Source organism: Serratia sp. GW822-FHT06D09 (genome assembly GCF_058799515.1).
In genome coordinates this window covers 586,921-604,279 of record NZ_JBXALO010000001.1, presented here as the reverse complement: position 1 = coordinate 604,279, position 17,359 = coordinate 586,921, and the positions used below count along the sequence as shown (strand labels likewise).

Sequence of the window (17,359 nt, the reverse complement as noted above, 5' to 3'; positions counted from 1 at the left end):
CGCAGACTGCCAACTGGGGTGAGAACGGGGGGAATATGGCGCAACTTACGCTTGAAAAACTGCAAAAACGCTATGGCGCTAACGCAGAGGTAATTAAATCGCTGGATCTGCACATCAACAGTGGGGAGTTTGTGGTGATCGTCGGGCCTTCCGGCTGCGGTAAATCAACCCTGTTGCGGATGATCGCCGGGCTGGAGGAGATCAGCAGCGGCGGCATGTATATCGATGGCAACTACGTTAACGACGATACCCCGGCTGAACGCGGTATTGGCATGGTGTTCCAGTCTTACGCGCTCTATCCGCATATGAGCGTCTATAAAAACATGGCGTTTGCGCTGGAGCTGGCGGGCCATTCCGCGGCTGAAATCGACAGCCGGGTGCGCGAGAGCGCACGCATTTTGCAGCTCGAGCCGCTATTGGAACGCCGCCCGAAGGATCTTTCGGGCGGGCAGCGGCAACGGGTGGCGATTGGTCGGGCCATCGTGCGCGAGCCTAAGCTGTTTTTATTCGACGAACCGCTGTCCAACCTCGATGCGTCACTGCGGGTGCAAATGCGTATGGAAGTGGCGTCGCTGCATAAGCGGCTGGGGTCGACCATCATTTATGTTACCCACGATCAGGTTGAAGCCATGACCTTGGCAGATCGTATCGTGGTGCTGAACCAAGGTCATGTCGAGCAGGTCGGCACACCACTGGAACTCTATGACCAACCGGCCAATGAATTTGTCGCGCAGTTTATCGGTTCACCGAAGATGAACCTGATCCCGGCGATACTACGGCGTGCCGGTGAGCAGCAAAGCGTGGTCGAGCTGGACAACGGCAAGGCGCTGATACTGCCGATCGCCACGCCGACCGAGGCGGAAGGCCAGAGCGTCAACGTCGGTATTCGCCCGGAGCATATTCGGGGGGGCGAACGCGCGGAGTGCGAGTTTCAGGGCGAGGTGATGTTTGTCGAACACATGGGGAATGAGACCTACCTTTATCTGGACAACGGCAACGCCGGTGAACCCTGGGTGCTGCGCAATCCTGAGCGCTCCCGCATCCAGGCCGGCGATACCGTCGGCGTGCGGCTGCCGGTAGAGTGTGGTTATCTGTTTGACCGTCAAGGTCGGGCGTTTCAGCGCATTTTGTCCTCGGCGCAGGCGCATTAATTTATTAAGGAAGCACAGCCATGAGCGGTGGGCAGACAGTACAGTGGTGGAAGCAGGCGGTGGTGTATCAAATCTACCCGCGCAGCTTTATGGACTCCAACGGTGACGGTATAGGTGACCTGAATGGTATTACGGCCAAATTGGATTACTTGCAGTGGCTGGGTATCGACGTGATTTGGATCTGTCCGATGTACCGCTCGCCGAACGACGACAATGGCTACGATATCAGTGATTATCAGGCCATAATGACCGAATTTGGCACCATGGATGACTTTGACCGCCTGCTGGCCGAAGTGCACGCCCGGGGAATGCGGCTGATACTCGATCTGGTGGTTAACCACACGTCCGACGAACATCCGTGGTTTATTGAGTCCCGATCATCTCAAGCCAGCGCCAAACGCGATTGGTATATCTGGCGTGACGGTAAAAATGGCGCGGAACCCAACAACTGGGAGAGCATTTTCAACGGCTCGGCCTGGAAATATGACCCCGGCAGCGAGCAATACTTCCTTCATCTGTTCTCGGAGCGTCAACCGGATCTGAACTGGGAAAACCCGCAGGTGCGTGCGGCGCTGTACGACATGATGCGCTGGTGGCTGGACAAGGGCATTGACGGTTTCCGCATCGACGCTATCTGCCATATGAAAAAGCAGCCGGGGCTGACCGACATGCCCAATCCGCTTGGGTTGCGTTACGTGCCGTCTTTCGAGCGGCATCTGAACTATGAGGGCCTGCTGGAGTATGTCGATGACCTGTGCGAACAGGTGTTTAATCGCTATGACATCATGACGGTGGGCGAAATGAACGGGGCTTCGGCGGAGCAGGGTGAAGACTGGGTGGGCGAGCAGCACGGCCGCTTGAACATGATCTTCCAGTTCGAGCACGTCAAGCTGTGGGAAAACAACCACCAGCATTCGCCGCATGCCGGAGCAGACGTGCTGGGCCTGAAAGACATCTTTACCCGCTGGCAGACGCTGCTGGAGGGCAAGGGGTGGAATGCTCTGTATGTTGAAAACCACGATATCCCGCGCGTGGTGTCGAAATGGGGCGACGATAAGCAGTATTGGCGCGAAAGTGCCACTGCCATCGCCGCAATGTATTTCCTGATGCAGGGAACACCGTTTATCTATCAGGGGCAGGAGTTGGGGATGACCAATACCCGCTTCGATAGCCTGGCCGATTTTAACGATATTGCCGCCAGAAACCGTTTTGCCAAGCTGCGCGAGCAGGGCATGGACGAGGCGCAGATCCTGGCGTTTCTGGGCCGCAGCGGACGCGATAACTCGCGCACGCCAATGCAGTGGGACGACAGCGCCAACGCCGGTTTCAGCTCAGCCGCGCCCTGGTTTGCGGTCAATGCCAACTATCCGCAGATCAACGTGGCGCGTCAGCGCGAAGAAGCCGATTCGGTACTGAATTTCTATCGGGCGCTAATCTGTCTGCGCAAGCAGGATCCAGTGTGGATCGAAGGTCGCTATCAGTTACAACTGGCGGAACATCCGCATATTTACGCTTATAGCCGCACCCTGGGTACACAGCAGAGGTTGGTGCTTTGTAATTTGAGCAACGAGGCGCAACGGATAAATTCACAGGTATTAGCGCTGGGTGAATGGCAGCTGGCATTAGGGAATTATCAGGACAGCGGTGAGCTGCAAAGGTTGCACCCATATGAAACTCGAGTCTATCAGCGGCAAGAAAATCTCAGCTGTATTTAATCCCGGCGGTGTTCGCTCTCCTCGGATGCAGCCAGCTGCATCCGAGGAGACAGGATCAGAAATCTACCGTCGCCTGCAAACTCAGGCTACGGGGTTCGCCCTCGATCACACGCAGGTTCCCTGCACTGGACTCATAATATTCACGGTTGAACAGGTTTTTGACGTTCAGCTTAATCTGGGTGTGTTTACCCACCAGTTTGCTGTCCCAGGCAATAAACGCATCCGCCACGGTATATGCTGGCATGGTAAAACTGTTTTCCGGATCGCCGGCGCGGCGTCCGACATAGCGTCCGCCGCCACCAAGGCGCACATCACCAGGCACTAACGGCACAGTGATGCGATGGCTGAGGTACAGGCTACCCATATTGGTTGGGGCGTTGACCAACCGGTTACCGACGTTATCCGGATTGAGGTTGTCTTCGACAATCTGGGTTTTGTCGTAACTGTAATTGGCCGTAAGATCCCAATCGTGGGCCACTTCACCGTTGAGTTCCAGCTCAATGCCGGTGGAGCGAGCCTTAGGAATGCTGCGGGTCACGCCGTTGATGAAGATCGACATGTTTTCTTCATCTATACGGTACAGCGCCAGCGTGGCATCCACCGCCGGAGTGATTTGCCATTTGCCGCCCATTTCATAGGTCGTGCCGGTTTCAGGCGTCGCGACGTTACCGTTGTCATCCACCGCCGTCGAGGGGGTAAAGGACTGACTGTAGTTGGCGTACAGAGAAACGCCCGGCGTCAACTTATATACCACGCCAGCCTGCGGCAGGAATTTGTTGCCTTTGTCATTCAGTGTGTTTTGCGGGTTTTGGAATCCGTTGCTGTTGTTCTGGTAGTACGACTGGTAGCGTGCGCCCAGGACGGCAATCCACTGGTCAGTTAAATGAATGCTGTCTTTGGCGTAGACCGAGCGGCTATATAAGCGGCTGCGCAGATTACTTAACGCATCATTGTAAGTGCTGCTGTTGGTTATCGGCGTTTCGCCGTAGACCGGATCGTACATATTAAAGGTATTCGACACCTTGCCGCGGTAAGAGTAGGCCTTGTACGTTTCATTTTTTTCATAGTCAACGCCAACCAGCAGGTCATGCTGCATGCTCAATACCACCGGCGACCCGTTTACGTCCCAGGAATAGTAAGAGGTTTGATGGTTGAAGCCGCGGTTGGCATCCGCCCGGCGTGAAACCACACCGGTTGTAGTGTTGATGGCGGTGGCGCGCACTTCGTTGCTGTCATAGCGTCGCTGCATCCAGGCATAGTTAAAACGGGTGGTCCAGGTACTGTCCAGCGCGTACTCATAATGAGTATTGAGGCGTTTGTTTTTGCCCCAGGCGTGGTTGGCATAGTCGTCCAGCCTGCGGTTATAGGGGACATCGACCGGCGTGCCATTGATAAAGGCAGTGCCGCGATCGTAAGGAATATCGTACTTATACTCACTGTAGGCTATGTTGAAGGTCGCTTTATCACCATACCAACTGAGTGAGGGGGCTAACAGCGTATGTTCATTGGTGCCAAAATTGCGCCAGTAATCCTGATGCTGACGCTCGGCGATAAAACGGAAAGCAAAACCGTTTCCTAAAGGGCCGGTGACGTCGAGGGTACCACTGCCGCCACCAAAGCTGCTGGTGGCACCGCTGATGCGGGTATTCCAGTCGTATTGCGGTTTTTTGCTGATTAGATTAATGATGCCGCCGGGATTGAGAATTCCGTACAGCAAAGAGGCAGAGCCTTTCAACACCTCAACGCGATCGGTGGTGGCATCCATGCTCAACCCCTGATTGCTGCGGACACCGTCGACAAATACCGAGCCGTCAGAGTTGACGCCAAAGCCGCGTTTGACAAAGCCGTCCTCCGTGCCGCCCAGGGTATTACCTTGAGTCACGCCGCTGACGAATTTCATCGCATCATTGACGCTTTTAACCTGAAAGTCGTTAATGATCTCAGGCGTGACGACGCTGACGGACTGCGGCACGTCACTGAGCGGAGTGGCTGTTTTACTCCCCGTTGAGGCCGTGTCGGCATTGTAACCCTCAGTGGGAAGTGAGCGCGTGGTCACGGTAAGCGTGTCATCTTCGGCCCAGACGGTGGTCATGGCCAGCCCCGGTAAAACGGTGACGAGGAGGGGAAGTGTACGAAGCGCCGGATGCTTTTTTGTTTTAGTCGGACGTGGGTTTTCTACCTGATGCATACCATTCCATATCAAATTAATAAATAAAAACGATTATCATTATTATTATAATTTGCATGTGTAGGATTTGTGTAGTGAATGTTTATCAAGCGGGCACTGGTGGGGGAATTTGGCCACATTGTTCCGTGTTGGATTCGGTCGGCGGTGTTTTTATCTGAAGATTAATCGCCAAGATAGCGATATCCGCACCCTTGCTCTTCAGGCTGCCGCAGAGGTGACAGCTTGAAACATAATAATATTTTTAAATTTTCAATTAGCTGATGCCAGTCCGGTGAAAACTGGCAATAATATCTGTCTGACAGCACATTTTGCGTGCGACGTCAGGCATGCTGGCCAGCGGGTTGGACGCCGTCATGCAGACAGGATTTTTCGTATTTTTTGCAAGCTTCTGGAAGCAAGATGCACACCACTGAGTTACCTGGTGCCACAAAATTACAGCACGCATTAATCGTATTCCTGCTGGTGTTCGGCCTGTGCCTGTTTGGCATTGTGAGCCGGCCCACCGGGCTGCTGTCCTCGTTTTGGCCGGCCAATGCGGTGCTGCTGGCGCTGCTGGTGCGTTATCCGGCGCTGGCCAGCCCCTGGGGTTGGCTGATGGCGATTCTGGGGTATATGGCGGCGGATCTGATCACCGGCAGTACGGTCGTGAAAGCCGCATTGCTCAATGGCGCCAACATTACCGGTGTCGCGGTCGGGTTTTTCCTGTTTATGCGTTTGTCGCCGCAGGTCAGAACGCTGGAACGCACCTCGTCCAGCATTTTTCTGTTCGCCATCTGCCTGACGAGCGCGACCGCCACGGGGTTAGTCGGTGCCGGGGCTTCGGTGCTGCTTTTCGACCGCCAATTCCTGCCCGCCATGGCGCTGTGGCTGTCTTCGGAGTTTACCCATTACATTACCCTGATGCCGTTTATCCTGACTTTCCCCACCGACTGGAAAGGTTACCTGCATAGCCTTAACCAGGCGGTGTTCCGCCGCAGCCAGTGGTACAGCATCTGTAGAAAAATGGCGGTGTTAATCCTGCTGCTGGTGGCGTGCATTTGCAGCGTCCTGATCGGCGGCCCCGGTGCGGTGATTTTCCCGATGCCGATCCTGTTGTGGCTGGCAATGACCTTTTCCTTGTTCAGCACCATGATCGCGGTGCTGGCCTATGTATTGTGGTGCCATTTCGCCATCGACATGGGGCTGATTGCGACCAATCTCGACATGAAGCTGTTGCAGAATACGGTATCGATGCGGCTTGGCGTGGCTTTGTTGGCGTTGGGCCCGATCGCCGTTGCCAGCATGAACTATGCCCGCAATGCATTGTTGCGCAGGCTGGAACATGTGGCGAATCACGATGCATTGACCCACGTATTAACCCGCAGCGCGTTTATGCAGCGCGGTACCAAGCTGGTCAGCCAGAAAGGGGAACACGTCTGCATCATGATGCTGGATATCGACTACTTTAAGTCGATCAACGATCGTTTTGGCCACGCCGGCGGTGACGCGGCGCTGCTGTCCTTCACGCGAGCCATTACCGCTGATCTACGCGATCAGGACCTGTTTGGTCGCATGGGTGGGGAAGAGTTTGCCATTGTTGCGCCGATAGCCCAGCAGCAGGACGCACTGTCACTGGCCGAGCGGCTGCGCCGTCGTGTGGAAATCGAATCCATCACCATGCCCGCCGGAACCTCGTTGCAAATTACCGTCAGTATCGGCATGGTTACCTGCATTGGTGGGTCAGGCCAAAACCTGGACAACCTGCTGAAAATCGCCGATCTGGCGGTTTACAAAGCTAAAAACAGCGGCCGCAATCGGGTCGCCACGCCAGAATTACTCTCCCGCGCTTATACCGACCTCTGAAACCCCTGCGCCCTGTGAATGGTTGACCCCACTAATGGGGTCTAAAATGGTAGAGGGCACCGGCAACTCTGCCGGCGCCACCCCGACTGTCGAATCGACAAGAGGAATCTCATATGAAATATGTTGATGGCTTTGTAGTGGCGGTGCCGGCCGCCAATAAGGAGGCGTATCTAAAACTGGCTGCTGCGGCAGCTCCTCTGTTTAAGGAATTCGGTGCCACACGCGTTGTTGAGTGTTGGGGCAATGATGTCCCCGACGGCAAACTTACCGATTTTCGCGGTGCGGTGAAGGCCGAAACCGATGAAGTGGTGGTGTTCAGCTGGATTGAGTACCCCTCCAAGGCGGTGCGTGACGATGCCAACCAGAAGATGATGGCCGATCCGCGCATGAAAGCCTTGGGTGACCAAATGCCCTTTGACGGCAAACGCATGATTTTCGGCGGTTTCGAACCGATCCTGGATCAGTAGCGGAGGGGGATATCGTGAAAATCACCCAACACTTATGGTTTGAAAAAGATATGGATGCCGCGCTACGGTGCTACATAGATTTGATCCCCGGCTCCTCCCTGACCTGGCATTCTAGCTTGCCCGCCGATACCCCCAGCGGCCCGGCTGGCAGCGTCAAACTGGCGACTTTTATTCTCGGCGACCAGCGCTATGCGGCGATTGAAGCCGGGCCCCTGGATCCGTTCAATCACAGCTTTTCCATCATGGTCGAGTGTGCGGATCAGGCGGAAGTGGATCGGCTGTGGGAAGCCCTGAGCGACGGTGGCAGCGTTGAACAGTGCGGTTGGCTGCGCGACCGCTGGGGATTGAGCTGGCAGATTGTGCCCAAACGGCTGACGGAGCTGATGGCTGACCCCGATAGCCTGAAGGTGAAAAGGGTCACCGAAGCGATGCTACGGATGGTCAAGCTGGATATCGCCGGGCTGGAAGCGGCGGCTCGTAAGTAATATGGCCTTGGCAAATGCCCCGCAGAAGGTACGCCTGCGGGGCGTTTTAGATGATTGCCTGTCATTCAAAACCTACCAAAAGTTTATAAATTGACGTAAATCACCTTATTGCATCAATACTGCTCATCTAAGGCTGATTTTTTATCATTTGTCAGCTCAGGCGAATCGCTGCACTCTAGGGCTAACCTTTTTGCAGCGCAGAGAAAAACAATGGAAAAGACACAGATTCAGCAATTAGTGACGCAATTCCCGCTGGTGCAGGAGCTGATCGACCTTAAGCCGGTGACCTGGTTCAATCCGCAAGCGACGACTTTGCAGGTCGGGCTGCCCCACGTCGGGCTGGGCGCTGAAGACGTCGCTGAGGCAGAACAGCGGCTGGCGCGTTTTGCGCCTTACCTGAGCGTAGCCTTCCCCGAAACTCAAGCCACTAAAGGGGTAATCGAGTCTGAGGTTGTCGCTCTGCCTGCGATGCAAACGGCATTGAATCAACGCTATGGCCTGACGCTGGGCGGGCGGTTACTGCTTAAAAAAGACAGCCATCTGCCAATCTCCGGTTCGATCAAGGCTCGCGGGGGTATTTACGAGGTGCTGGCGCATGCGGAAAAGCTGGCTCTGAAAGCCGGGCTGCTGCAGTTGACGGATGACTACGCCAAGCTGTTTTCGCCGGAGTTCCGCGAGTTTTTCGGCGGTTATCGCATTGCCGTAGGGTCGACAGGCAACCTCGGGATGTCGATCGGCATTATCAGCGCTCGCCTCGGCTTTAGCGTCAGCGTGCACATGTCGGCGGATGCCCGCGAATGGAAAAAGCAAAAGCTGCGCGATAACGGCGTCAACGTGGTGGAATATGAACAAGATTATGGGGTCGCCGTTGAACAGGGTCGTTTGCAGGCGGCGAGCGATCCACGCTGCTTCTTCATCGATGACGAAAATTCGCAAACGCTGTTCCTGGGCTATGCCGTGGCCGGTGGGCGGCTGAAACGCCAGTTTGCCGAGAGCGGCATTCGGGTCGATGCTCAGCATCCTTTGTTTGTTTATCTGCCCTGTGGCGTCGGCGGCGGTCCTGGCGGAGTGGCATTTGGCTTGAAACTGGCCTTCGGCGACCACGTACGCTGTATCTTTGCCGAGCCGACACATTCGCCTTGCATGCTGCTTGGTGTGCATACCGGGCTGCACGACGGTATCTCGGTCCAGGATCTGGGTATCGACAACCAGACTGCCGCGGATGGATTGGCGGTGGGGCGCGCCTCCGGTTTTGTCGGCCGTGCGATGGAACGTCTGCTTGCGGGGTTCTATACCCTGAGCGATGCTGAGATGTTTGCGCTGTTAGGCCTGTTGGATCGACATGAACATATCCGGCTCGAACCCTCAGCGCTGGCGGGTATGCCAGGGCCATGGCGCGTAGCGGCCGATGCGGAGTGGTTGGCGAGCCAGGGGTTGAATGAGGAGCAGATGAACCATGCTACCCACCTGGTGTGGGCAACCGGCGGCGGCATGGTGCCGGAAGCGGAGATGGCGAAATATTTGGCTGCGGCTCAGCAATCCCTTTAATGGCTCAGTAACGAAAGCTCCTGCGCGCCTTCCAACAGGATCGGCAAGATGCGGTCGGTCAGCTCGCTTAGCGCGACATGACCGGCCTGCACACCCACGTTTAATGCGGCGGTGACCCGCCCATCCATCGAGGCGATTGGCACGGCAATTGAACGCAGACCAATCTCCAGTTCTTGATCGTTTATCGCATAACCCTGCGCGCGAACCTTATCCAGTTCGTCGCGCAGTTTGTCGATCGAACCGATAGTATATTGCGTATAGCGCACCAGGCTGATGCGCTGCAGGTAATCATCAAGCTTATCGGGTGGCAAATGGCTTAATAGCACGCGGCCCATTGAGGTGGCAAATGCCGGTAGGCGACTGCCTATGTTCAGATCAATTGTCATAATGCGCTCGGCAGAGGCGCGAGCGATATACAGAATATTGTCGCCGTCCAACGTGGCGATGGAGCAGGACTCATTCAACAACTGGCTGATGTGTTTCAGCACCGGCTGGGTGGCTTTAGCCAGCGGTGTGGCGCCAAGATAGGCGTGGGCCAGCGTCAGAATGCGCGGACGCAGCTCAAAATTCTTGCCGTCCTGCGCGTAGACGAAGCCTAATTTGTTAAGCGTATACAGGCAGCGGCGCACCGCCGCGCGCGGAATACCGGTTTTCTGGCTGATTTGGGAAATGGACATCAGGCGGCGCTGCGGGGTAAAAGCCTGGATCACCTCAAGACCGCGCGCCAGCGACGCCATAAAATTGGGATCGCCCTTGAAAGGATCGCCACTGGCAGGGGACAGTAAAGCATCAGGTGCGGAAATTTCTTCTCCGCCAGCGGTTTTGGTCATCACACAGGCTCCCTGGTTGGCACTTACAGTGTTACATAGCGCAGCGTTGCCATGACGGTCAATCGACGATTACGGATCACCTGATCTTCAGCAGCTTCATGGCTTTCGAACAGCGTATTGAAGGTATACCGGTTGGCCACATAGTGGAAACACAGGCTGCTGATCAAACGGTGCACATCTGTAGCGCTGACGTCCGCAATAAACAGTTGCGCTTGTTTACCTCGCTGCAAAATATCCTCAAGCAAGGTCAGTGCGCTTTGATTCAGCGCCTTGATGCGGAGCGACTGGCGAATGTACTGGCCGCGCATCATGTTCTCCATACAGATAACGCGGATGAAGTCAGGATGCTCAGCATGGTAATTGAAGCTTTCCTCTGCCAGACGGGCCATGGCTTCAACCGGGGGCAATGCGTGCAGATCCAGGCCCGATTCATGCGCGCGGATATGCTGATAGACATGCTCCAACACCTCTATGTAGAGTGACTCCTTATTCTTGAAATGATATACCACCATACGTTTGGTGGTGGCCGCATGCTCGGCGATGTTCTCCATACGACCGCCTTTAAGGCCGGCTTCAGCAAACTCGCTCAGCGCCGCAGCGAAAATGCGCTGTTTCAGGCCAACGGGGTCATTTTTGCGCTTGGTGGCGGGCATCTCGTCATTCTTCAAAACATCAGTCACTTATCTTTTGGAGGGCACCGGTTAAGATTAACCGGGGTTCGCCGGCAATACAATCTGGCGCGTTAGCGCTTTGCGAAGCTCATCATGTTGAACCACCGTCAGATTACGCAGTAATAATAATGGCGCATCGGGATTATATCTGTATGTGATGATATATCCCCTATGGATTTTTAAAGTTTAGGCAACAGAACATGGAATAGGGGAGGTTAAGTAACGTACCGAAAAGGAAAAGCAAAAGCTTGGCGTTAATTTTTAATTTCCGCCGCGTGGGCGAGCTGATTAATTCTTTAGATATGAGATTTTTGCATAAAAATCTTAATTCAGAGGAGAAAAAGTAAGCCACCCGCCGCTGACGGTGATTTGTATTGATGCTCGTTTTCACTGTCTTTTCTAGCCTCCTACGGTTTTGATATTCATTGTTATGAAGATGATTAAGAAGGAAGCGATCTGAACAAAGTGGAGGAGAGGGCAAGAAACTTCAATGTCGGAAGTGTCTTCATTGATGCCAAAGCAAGGATATTATCGGCAAGTCGAATTGGGTATCCGCGGTTAATGGCACAATAGCAGGTGAAATATTGAAGCCAGACAGACAAAAAAAGCCGGAGGGTTGCAAAAGCCAGCGTAATGTCCTGGCTCAGGCTGACTTGCTCCATTTGGTATGCTCGGTAAACGGGAACATCAGGCCCAGAGCCGCTTTGACACGGGTTTCACTTGATAAAGCCCACCTGCAACGGTAGCTAAACCAAGGTGAAATTTTAGCATTTTTTACGATTTCACTTTTAATTTTACATTAACAACGCGGGTTTTGACTTCAATATTATTTTTTTTCACATGCCAGAGTGCAACTTTGGCGCTACTCTCATTTGGCAATGTCTGATCAAGGAAGATGCCATGCGTGGTATGCAGATTAACATAGGGATATGTTATGAATTACTCTGTTAATTCATTGGGTTTTATTATCTTAAAAGCCTCTCCCAAAACACTCTCTTTATATAATGCTGTAAAACGTTTTTTTACTTTCACGGAAGAATGCCCGGCTGAAATATTGCGCTCAAAACCCCAGAAAAATAAATTTCCGTGGTGATTCGGTTGTTTTTATTGTCATGGCTAATGCGCTGATTCTCGACGGCGATAATGCAGGGTACTTTCGATAGGAACACTCGTTCAAGAGAAGTTCTATCATTCCCATGTCGGGGTTAAGTTTCGTTACGGTATTTTACCGGGCCAATATTATATATCTGGTAAATATTTTTACTTATTCAGGAGCACACTCAATGAACCAGCGTTTGGACTTTATCGGTATTGGCATCGGTCCGTCCAACCTCAGTATTGCTGCGCTTGCTAGCGAAATCGAGGGATTCAGTTGCAAATTCCTCGAGCGCAAACCGCACTTTTCTTGGCATCCAGGCATGATCCTGGCAGAGAGCAGCATGCAGACGAATTTTTTAAAGGATCTGGTCACTGCCGTTGCCCCTACCAACCCTTATAGTTTTCTCAATTATCTGGTGAAGCGGAAAAAGTTCTACCGCTTCCTGACTACCGAGCAACGCACTGCGTCGCGTGAAGAGTTCGCCGACTACCTGAACTGGGCGGCAACGGGTTTGGACTCACTGGCATTCAATCAGGAAGTCCAGCATGTGGCGTTTGATGACCAGCAACGACACTTTGTCGTCACCACCCAGAATGATGTGCTCTACGCCAAACACCTGTGCGTGGGGATTGGCAAGCAGATCAAACTGCCTGACTGCGTGACGCAGCAAAATGATCAATGCTTCCACGCCAGCGAAATGATGCTGCGCCAGCCGAATCTTACCGGAAAACGCGTGGCCATCGTGGGCGGGGGGCAAAGCGGTGCCGATCTGTTCCTGAACATTTTTAAAGGGGAATGGGGTCAGCCAGAACACCTGAGTTGGCTGTCCCGGCGCAACAACTACAACGCTCTGGATGAAGCGGCATTTGCTAACGAGTATTTTACGCCTGAGTATGTCGAGAAGTTCTGCACGCTGGGCAATGAGGCCAAACGGCACATGCTGCACGAGCAAAAAATGACCTCTGATGGCATTACCAGCGAGTCTCTGTTGGCGATTTATCGCGCCATGTATCATCGCTTCGATGTGCTCCGTGAGAAGCGCTGGGTCCAACTGTTGCCCAGCCGTTCAGTGACCGCCCTCAGCACCAAAGACAATGCCTATCGGTTGGAGACGCAGCATCACCTTGATCACGGTCGGGAAACCTTTGACGCCGACGTGGTGATTTTTGCGACCGGCTATCAACAGGCACGCCCGGCTTTTCTTGACTCCCTGGCCGGCGTTTTATCAACCACCGCTGATGGACAATACCGCATTGCCTCTGATTTTACCCTGGCACGACCAGGAGCCGAGGGGAACTGTTTGTTTGCCGTCAACGCCAGCATGCACCACCACGGCATTGCCGATCCCCAACTGAGCCTGATGGCTTGGCGTTCGGCCTGCATTCTCAATCGCGCCTTAGGCCGCAACCAGTTTGATTTAAGCACCACCCCGGCGATGATCCAGTGGCGCAGTGAGCAAGAAAAAGCCACCGCTTCAGCTTCCTTTGGTGTCTAACCGTCACCGTTTTAATATTTTCGTCATAATGATGAGACAGGGCGTATGAGAAAAAACATTAATAAATTTATCATGAATCAACTGGCGACATTTACGCCGACGTTCAAGACGAAATTTATCTATAAAAAGGCATTTGGAAAAAAATTAAACCTTAATCCGCCGGTGACGTGGAACGAAAAAATCAACTACCTCAAACTGAACGGTTACAGCAAAAATGCGCTGGTCACGCAGTGTGCGGACAAATACGCCGTGCGCGAGTATTTGAAGGCGCAGGGATGCGAAGAGATTCTCAATGAGCTGTACTTCGCCTGCGACTCGGTCGATGAGATCCCTTGGGATTCTTTGCCCGACAAGTTTGTCATCAAAGGCAACCATGGCTCCGGTTACAACCTGATTTGCCAGGATAAAAGCAAGCTGGACATCGGGCGCGCCTCTAAAATCATAGATAACTGGATGCGGGAGGACTATTGGAAGGTCTACGCGGAATTAAACTACAAGAAAATCAATAAAAAGATAATCGGTGAGAAGTATATAGAGTCAGCGGGCGGTCATGGCCCCGAAGACTACAAAATATACTGCTTCAATGGCGTTCCATACTGCACGTTACTTTGTGTCGGCAGGGACAAGGGCATGCCGAAATATTACTTTTTCGATAAGGACTTCAAGTTTCTGTGCTACAGCCAAGACTGTCTGGCCCTAGGCCCAGAAGAGATTGCGGCTTTTGTTAAGCCGGAAGGTTACGATGACCTTTTTGACTACGCCAGAAAGCTCTCGGCGCCGTTTGAGTTTGTCCGTGTCGATTTCTATATCTCCAATGGCAAAGTCATCTTTGGCGAGTTGACCTTCACACCCTCAGCCGGGATTGATACGGATATCCTCGAACCCACGGATATTCTGCTTGGGGAGATGCTTAAACTGAAATAACCGCGTGTGTGTTCAATAGCCCGCAAGAGAAGTCCCCCCGACACCCTGTGGCCCCGCAGGGTGTTTTTATTGGTGCGCAGCCAGTCTTGTTTCTTCAATGTTAATCGGCTCACAGAATCCATGCTCCATCGCCTTACGTGAATGCGACGTATCTTTCTGAAACTAATCTGGTTATGTGAATGTCCCTCTTTTCTCGTTCGGTTATCGCACGCTAATTGATTTAACAATATTGAAACTTATAGCCGCCGATGCTTTGATAATTAGGCGATTAACGAACCAAGTTTCGATAATCGCACAATTAGCGGCTTTGCCAGGGGAACGCCTGGTCGTATCCGCAGGGTTTATTTCGCCAGACCAACCCAGGAAACGCTCTATGTCCCAGCCAAACACGTTAGAAATTCAGTCGTTTATCAATGAAAACCCTTTCTCACGTTACCAGTGGTTGATCCTGGTTCTGTGCTTTTTGACCGTGGCGTTGGACGGTTTCGACACCGCAATCATCGGTTTTATCGCTACCTCACTGGTACAGGACTGGGGGATTGAGAAAACCTCGCTGGGGCCGGTAATGAGTGCCGCCTTGGTCGGCCTGGCGGTTGGCGCGCTTACCGCCGGACCGCTGGCGGATCGTATCGGCCGCAAGAAGGTGCTGGTACTGTCGCTGATCCTGTTCGGCGGCTTCAGTTTATTGACGGCCTTTGCCACCACGCTGCCGATGCTGACGCTGTTGCGCTTTTTAACCGGCCTGGGATTGGGCGCAGCGATGCCGAACGCAGCCACTTTAATGTCGGAATATGCACCGGAGCGTAAACGGGCACTGTTGGTAAACCTGATGTTCTGCGGTTTTCCGCTGGGATCGTCGATGGGGGGCTTCGTCTCCGCCTGGCTGATCCCGCATTTCGGCTGGCAGAGCGTGATGGTGCTGGGTGGGGTAATGCCGCTGCTGCTGGCGGTGGTGTTGATTGTCGCGCTGCCGGAGTCCGCGCGATTTATGGTGGTGCGCGGCTACCCGGCGCAGCGTATCGCTGCCGTACTTAAGCGTATTGCACCGCTCAATCTCGCCGAACCGCTGCACTTTAGCCTGAGTGAAGACGGGCAGGTAAAGAACAAGTCGGCGCTGGGGGTGATTTTCTCCCCTCGTTATCTGTTGGGGACGCTGATGCTGTGCCTGACTTATTTTATGGGACTGATGATTTTCTACCTGTTGACCAGTTGGTTGCCGCTGCTGATCCGTGAAACCGGGGCTTCTATCCGTCAGGCATCGCTGATTACCGCGCTGTTTCCTTTGGGCGGCGGTATTGGCGTGCTGATCATCGGTTGGCTGATGGATCGCATGAACCCGCACAAGGTGGTGGCGGTGGGCTATCTGCTGACCGGAGTGTTCGTCTGCGCGATTGGCTATGTCTACACCGATCCGTTGCTGATGGCCGTGACAGTCTTTATCGCAGGAACCTGCATGAATGGCGCTCAGTCTTCGATGCCTGCACTGGCCGCCGGTTTCTATCCCACCCAGGGACGGGCGACCGGTGTCGCCTGGATGCTGGGGCTGGGACGCTTCGGCGGCATTCTGGGGGCCATGAGCGGCGGGGTACTGATGCAAATGCAGCTGTCGTTCAGCACCATTTTTACGCTGTTGGCGATCCCTGCACTGGTGGCGGCACTGGCGCTGGTAGCCAAACACTTTTCCAGCAAAGCGGCGGCATTGCCCGGTTCGCTCAACAAAGCCTTATAAGGAGATAATCATGCGGACACAAATAGCGATTATTGGTGCCGGTCCAGCCGGATTGATGTTGTCGCACCTGCTGCATCTGCAAGGCATCGAGTCGGTAGTGCTGGAGTCACGCAGCCAACAGGCGGTGGAATCGACCATTCGCGCCGGGGTACTCGAACAGGGAACGGTGGATTTGCTCAATCAAACCGGGCTGGGTGAACGCATGCGCAGAGAAGGGGCGCAACATCATGGCATCCGGCTGGCATTTGGTGGCCAACAATACCGGATCGACTTGACGGAACTGACCGATCGGGCGATCACCGTTTATGCTCAGCACGAGGTGCTGAAAGATATGATTGCCGCACGGCAGGCCGCGCAGGGGCAACTCCATTTTGAGGTGGAGGAGGTGGCACTGAAGGGGCTGGACTGCGAAAGGCCGCAGGTACATTACCGCCACAACGGCGAACAACGACGGCTTGACTGCGATTTTGTCATTGGTTGCGACGGGTTCCATGGCATCAGCCGGGCCGCGATGCCCGGTGGGCTGCGTCAGGACTATACCCGGGTTTATCCCTTCGGCTGGTTCGGCATTTTGGTGGACGCGCCGCCGTCCAGCGACGAACTGATCTACGCCAGACATTCACGCGGATTTGCGCTGATCAGCACCCGTTCGCCGGGCGTGCAGCGCATGTATTTCCAGTGTGATCCGGCGGAGAATGTTGACCACTGGTCAGACGATCGCATCTGGAACGAACTGGAAAGCCGGCTGGAAAATCACGATGGCTGGTCGCTGAAAAAGGGACGTATCTTCCAGAAAAACGTGGTTGGCATGCGCAGCTTCGTCACTGAGCCTATGCGCTGCAAGCGCCTGCTGCTGGCCGGGGACTCGGCGCATATCGTGCCGCCGACCGGGGCAAAGGGGTTGAACCTGGCAATGGCGGACGTCTGCCTGTTGTCGCAGGCGCTTGAGGCATTTTACCGGCATAAGAGCTGGCGGCGACTGGACAGCTACAGCGATGATGCCCTGCAACGGGTTTGGCGCGCCGAGCATTTTTCCTGGTGGATGACCAATATGCTGCACACCCACCAGAACGACAGCGCATTCCAGCAACGCCTGCAGCTTTCGGAACTGCAATACACCGTGAAGTCACGCAGCGCCATGACGGTGCTGGCGGAAAACTACGTCGGTTCGCCCTTTCAGATGATGTGAGTGAACACCATGGCTGGCCGGAGCCC

The 17,359-nt window shown here is 54.1% G+C and carries 13 protein-coding genes; 10 read left to right on the top strand and 3 right to left on the bottom strand.

Annotated features, from left to right (window positions below; genetic code table 11):
• Positions 1 to 35: 35 nt before the first annotated feature.
• Positions 36 to 1,151, top strand: a complete 1,116-nt coding sequence (locus tag AC1RKG_RS02745; RefSeq protein ID WP_493181955.1) for an ABC transporter ATP-binding protein — start codon at positions 36 to 38, stop codon at positions 1,149 to 1,151.
• 20 nt (positions 1,152 to 1,171) lie between these two features.
• Entirely contained in the window at positions 1,172 to 2,866 is a 1,695-nt protein-coding gene (locus AC1RKG_RS02740; protein ID WP_493181953.1) for a glycoside hydrolase family 13 protein, read from the top strand.
• A gap of 55 nt (positions 2,867 to 2,921) precedes the next feature.
• On the opposite strand, the gene AC1RKG_RS02735 is transcribed toward AC1RKG_RS02740, so the two are convergent.
• Complete coding sequence (locus tag AC1RKG_RS02735) at positions 2,922 to 4,958, bottom strand: TonB-dependent siderophore receptor (protein WP_261137991.1); 2,037 nt, start codon at positions 4,956 to 4,958, stop codon at positions 2,922 to 2,924.
• 495 nt (positions 4,959 to 5,453) lie between these two features.
• Between AC1RKG_RS02735 and AC1RKG_RS02730 the strand changes: the two genes are divergently transcribed.
• From AC1RKG_RS02730 to dsdA, 4 genes are all read left to right on the top strand, one after another.
• On the top strand, positions 5,454 to 6,896 hold the full coding sequence (locus tag AC1RKG_RS02730; RefSeq protein WP_048758821.1) for a sensor domain-containing diguanylate cyclase: 1,443 nt from the start codon (positions 5,454 to 5,456) through the stop codon (positions 6,894 to 6,896).
• Between the two features lie 113 nt (positions 6,897 to 7,009).
• On the top strand, positions 7,010 to 7,363 hold the full coding sequence (locus AC1RKG_RS02725) for a DUF1428 domain-containing protein (RefSeq protein WP_217331289.1): 354 nt from the start codon (positions 7,010 to 7,012) through the stop codon (positions 7,361 to 7,363).
• A 14-nt stretch (positions 7,364 to 7,377) separates the two neighbouring features.
• Entirely contained in the window at positions 7,378 to 7,848 is a 471-nt protein-coding gene (locus AC1RKG_RS02720; RefSeq protein ID WP_410528730.1) for a VOC family protein, read from the top strand.
• Between the two features lie 210 nt (positions 7,849 to 8,058).
• Positions 8,059 to 9,396: a D-serine ammonia-lyase gene (gene dsdA / locus AC1RKG_RS02715; protein WP_198639650.1), complete on the top strand. Its 1,338-nt coding sequence runs from the start codon at positions 8,059 to 8,061 to the stop codon at positions 9,394 to 9,396.
• Here dsdA and AC1RKG_RS02710 read toward each other — a convergent pair.
• Complete coding sequence (locus tag AC1RKG_RS02710; protein ID WP_128865237.1) at positions 9,393 to 10,226, bottom strand: IclR family transcriptional regulator domain-containing protein; 834 nt, start codon at positions 10,224 to 10,226, stop codon at positions 9,393 to 9,395. The two genes, dsdA and AC1RKG_RS02710, sit on opposite strands and share 4 nt — an antisense overlap.
• A 23-nt stretch (positions 10,227 to 10,249) precedes the next feature.
• Positions 10,250 to 10,879 (bottom strand): TetR/AcrR family transcriptional regulator, encoded by a 630-nt coding sequence (locus AC1RKG_RS02705; protein WP_122079422.1) that lies wholly within the window; start codon positions 10,877 to 10,879, stop codon positions 10,250 to 10,252.
• Between the two features lie 1,301 nt (positions 10,880 to 12,180).
• On the opposite strand from AC1RKG_RS02705, the gene AC1RKG_RS02700 reads away from it, so the two are divergent.
• The 4 genes from AC1RKG_RS02700 to AC1RKG_RS02685 all read left to right on the top strand — a co-directional run bounded on the left by AC1RKG_RS02700 (position 12,181) and on the right by AC1RKG_RS02685 (position 17,333).
• Positions 12,181 to 13,491, top strand: a complete 1,311-nt coding sequence (locus tag AC1RKG_RS02700) for a lysine N(6)-hydroxylase/L-ornithine N(5)-oxygenase family protein (protein ID WP_262255483.1) — start codon at positions 12,181 to 12,183, stop codon at positions 13,489 to 13,491.
• Positions 13,492 to 13,536: 45 nt separating this feature from the next.
• Positions 13,537 to 14,415, top strand: a complete 879-nt coding sequence (locus AC1RKG_RS02695) for an ATP-grasp fold amidoligase family protein (protein WP_130015781.1) — start codon at positions 13,537 to 13,539, stop codon at positions 14,413 to 14,415.
• Positions 14,416 to 14,788: 373 nt separating this feature from the next.
• Positions 14,789 to 16,144 carry an MFS transporter gene (locus AC1RKG_RS02690; RefSeq protein ID WP_122079419.1) on the top strand — a complete coding sequence of 452 codons (1,356 nt, stop codon included), beginning with the start codon at positions 14,789 to 14,791 and terminating at the stop codon, positions 16,142 to 16,144.
• A 10-nt stretch (positions 16,145 to 16,154) separates the two neighbouring features.
• Positions 16,155 to 17,333: a 4-hydroxybenzoate 3-monooxygenase gene (locus tag AC1RKG_RS02685; protein WP_493181950.1), complete on the top strand. Its 1,179-nt coding sequence runs from the start codon at positions 16,155 to 16,157 to the stop codon at positions 17,331 to 17,333.
• Positions 17,334 to 17,359: the final 26 nt, after the last annotated feature.

Excerpts from the sequence above, each read along its gene's own strand:
- AC1RKG_RS02705 (WP_122079422.1), bottom strand. The coding sequence starts at position 10,879 with ATGCCCGCCACCAAGCGCAAAAATGACCCCGTTGGCCTGAAACAGCGC.
- AC1RKG_RS02735 (WP_261137991.1), bottom strand. The coding sequence starts at position 4,958 with ATGACCACCGTCTGGGCCGAAGATGACACGCTTACCGTGACCACGCGC.
- AC1RKG_RS02730 (WP_048758821.1), top strand. The coding sequence starts at position 5,454 with ATGCACACCACTGAGTTACCTGGTGCCACAAAATTACAGCACGCATTA.
- AC1RKG_RS02745 (WP_493181955.1), top strand. The coding sequence starts at position 36 with ATGGCGCAACTTACGCTTGAAAAACTGCAAAAACGCTATGGCGCTAAC.
- AC1RKG_RS02690 (WP_122079419.1), top strand. The coding sequence starts at position 14,789 with ATGTCCCAGCCAAACACGTTAGAAATTCAGTCGTTTATCAATGAAAAC.
- dsdA (WP_198639650.1), top strand. The coding sequence starts at position 8,059 with ATGGAAAAGACACAGATTCAGCAATTAGTGACGCAATTCCCGCTGGTG.
- AC1RKG_RS02695 (WP_130015781.1), top strand. The coding sequence starts at position 13,537 with ATGAGAAAAAACATTAATAAATTTATCATGAATCAACTGGCGACATTT.
- AC1RKG_RS02740 (WP_493181953.1), top strand. The coding sequence starts at position 1,172 with ATGAGCGGTGGGCAGACAGTACAGTGGTGGAAGCAGGCGGTGGTGTAT.
- AC1RKG_RS02725 (WP_217331289.1), top strand. The coding sequence starts at position 7,010 with ATGAAATATGTTGATGGCTTTGTAGTGGCGGTGCCGGCCGCCAATAAG.
- AC1RKG_RS02710 (WP_128865237.1), bottom strand. The coding sequence starts at position 10,226 with ATGACCAAAACCGCTGGCGGAGAAGAAATTTCCGCACCTGATGCTTTA.
- AC1RKG_RS02700 (WP_262255483.1), top strand. The coding sequence starts at position 12,181 with ATGAACCAGCGTTTGGACTTTATCGGTATTGGCATCGGTCCGTCCAAC.
- AC1RKG_RS02685 (WP_493181950.1), top strand. The coding sequence starts at position 16,155 with ATGCGGACACAAATAGCGATTATTGGTGCCGGTCCAGCCGGATTGATG.